This window comes from Thermostichus sp. MS-CIW-25 (genome assembly GCF_054060015.1).
On record NZ_JBSSCS010000071.1, the window covers coordinates 1 to 2,500 of the forward strand.

Below are 2,500 nucleotides of genomic sequence, written 5' to 3' on the forward strand. Positions count from 1 at the left end.
AAAAATTTTGGGTTGGATATCTTGACGGGGTGGTGGTGGTGGGGATAGGGTAGTAAAGCGCTGATGAGGCCACCAGCCCCGGCGTCCCAGAACCTTGACAAGTAAGCTGTTCAGTCAACCATCGCCCGGCAAGCAGCAAAACAGACCCCCTGAGGGTGCTGTGGCTGCATATTCAACCCTGTCAAGTTTCCATTTTTCCAGAGACAAGCTCTTGAATTGACACGGAGAGTTTGATCCTGGCTCAGGATGAACGCTGGCGGTATGCTTAACACATGCAAGTCGGACGGGCACCTTCGGGTGTCAGTGGCGGACGGGTGAGTAACACGTAGGAATCTACCCTCAGGCGGGGGATAACAGCTGGAAACGGCTGCTAATACCCCATACAGGCGGAAGCTGAAAGGAGCAATCCACCTGAGGATGAGCCTGCGTCGGATTAGCTAGTTGGTGGGGTAACGGCCTACCAAGGCGACGATCCGTAGCGGGTCTGAGAGGATGGCCCGCCACACTGGGACTGAGACACGGCCCAGACTCCTACGGGAGGCAGCAGTGGGGAATTTTCCGCAATGGGCGCAAGCCTGACGGAGCAATACCGCGTGAGGGAGGAAGGCCCTTGGGTTGTAAACCTCTTTTCTGGGGGACGAAAGCTGACGGTACCCCAGGAATAAGCCTCGGCTAACTCCGTGCCAGCAGCCGCGGTAAGACGGAGGAGGCAAGCGTTATCCGGAATTATTGGGCGTAAAGGGTACGTAGGCGGCTGGCCAAGTCTGGGGTTAAAGGCCACAGCTCAACTGTGGGAAGGCCCTGGAAACTGGCCGGCTAGAGTGAGGTAGGGGTTGCGGGAATTCCCGGTGTAGCGGTGAAATGCGTAGAGATCGGGAAGAACACCTGAGGCGGAAGCGCGCAACTGGGCCTCAACTGACGCTGAGGTACGAAAGCTAGGGGAGCGAATGGGATTAGATACCCCAGTAGTCCTAGCCGTAAACGATGGACACTAGACGTTGGCCGTATCGACCCGGTCAGTGTCGGAGCTAACGCGTTAAGTGTCCCGCCTGGGGAGTACGCACGCAAGTGTGAAACTCAAAGGAATTGACGGGGGCCCGCACAAGCGGTGGAGCATGTGGTTTAATTCGATGCAACGCGAAGAACCTTACCAGGGCTTGACATGCCGCGAACCCTGCGGAAACGTGGGGGTGCCTTCGGGAGCGCGGACACAGGTGGTGCATGGCTGTCGTCAGCTCGTGTCGTGAGATGTTGGGTTAAGTCCCGCAACGAGCGCAACCCTTGTTCCTAGTTGCCAGCATTGAGTTGGGCACTCTAGGGAGACTGCCGGTGACAAACCGGAGGAAGGTGAGGATGACGTCAAGTCAGCATGCCCCTTACGCTCTGGGCTACACACGTGCTACAATGGCGCGGACAAAGGGTCGCGAGCGCGCGAGCGTGAGCCAATCCCAAAAACCGCGTCTCAGTTCAGATCGCAGGCTGCAACTCGCCTGCGTGAAGGCGGAATCGCTAGTAATCGCAGATCAGCATGCTGCGGTGAATACGTTCCCGGGCCTTGTACACACCGCCCGTCACACCATGGGAGCTGGCCATGCCCGAAGTCGGAGCACCCGCCGAAGGCAGGGCTGGTGACTGGGGTGAAGTCGTAACAAGGTAGCCGTACCGGAAGGTGCGGCTGGATCACCTCCTTTTAGGGAGACCTACCTTGGGGCATCTGAGGGGAGTTAGACCACCCTCAGGCCAGCAAAGGTTATCCCAGGTCGGTCGGGGTTGAAGGGATGGTTGACTGGGGTTCTGGAGGGGAACCGAGGGGAGGGCTATTAGCTCAGGTGGTTAGAGCGCACCCCTGATAAGGGTGAGGTCCCTGGTTCGAGTCCAGGATGGCCCACTGTTTGTCCTGGAGAAGGGAGAGCTAGCAAGCTAGAAGCGAGCTGGCCAAGCTGAGGGCAAAGCCAGAGGGTGGGTGCAGTCTGGATTGGGGGTATAGCTCAGCTGGTAGAGCGCTGCCTTTGCACGGCAGAAGTCAGCGGTTCGAGTCCGCTTACCTCCACCACTTTGGTGAGGAGCCGGGAAGGGGTTCTCCAGTTGGATAGGTTGACGACCGGGCTAGGGGTTTGGGTCCGAGCACAAGCCTCCAGCCGGGTTGAGCCGGCCAGCACTTTGAAAACTGCATAGCAAGAGAGCAGCATGCTTCTGGGTTGAGCCCTCCGAGCCTTGGCTTGGGGGAAGCAGCAGCAACCTGGGGGCATGAGGCAGGTAGAACACCAATGTTACGTGAGGTGAAAAGGTCAAGTCAGTTAAGGGCGCACGGTGGATACCTAGGCACGCAGAGGCGAGGAAGGGCGTGTTACCGACGAAACGCTGCGGGGAGCTGGACAAAAGCGGTGATCCGCAGGTTCCCGAATGGGGCAACCCGGCAAGGCGCAAGCCTTGTCACCTTTGGCTGAATCCATAGGCCAAAGGGGCGAACGCGGCGAACTGAAACATCTTAGTAGCCGCA

Annotated in this window: 2 tRNA genes and 2 rRNA genes (1 of these 4 cut by a window edge); all 4 read left to right on the top strand. The window is 58.4% G+C overall.

From position 1 onward, the window contains the following. Positions 1-218: 218 nt before the first annotated feature. Positions 219-1,691, top strand: a 16S ribosomal RNA gene (locus ACVWZ1_RS14155). 123 nt (positions 1,692-1,814) lie between these two features. Further along, positions 1,815-1,888, top strand: a tRNA-Ile gene (locus ACVWZ1_RS14160). 89 nt (positions 1,889-1,977) lie between these two features. Beyond that, positions 1,978-2,053: transfer RNA gene (locus ACVWZ1_RS14165), tRNA-Ala, on the top strand. 233 nt (positions 2,054-2,286) lie between these two features. Continuing rightward, positions 2,287-2,500 (top strand): 23S ribosomal RNA (locus ACVWZ1_RS14170); it runs 2,595 nt beyond the window's last position. The 16S and 23S rRNA genes sit together here with 2 tRNA genes alongside, the layout of an rRNA operon.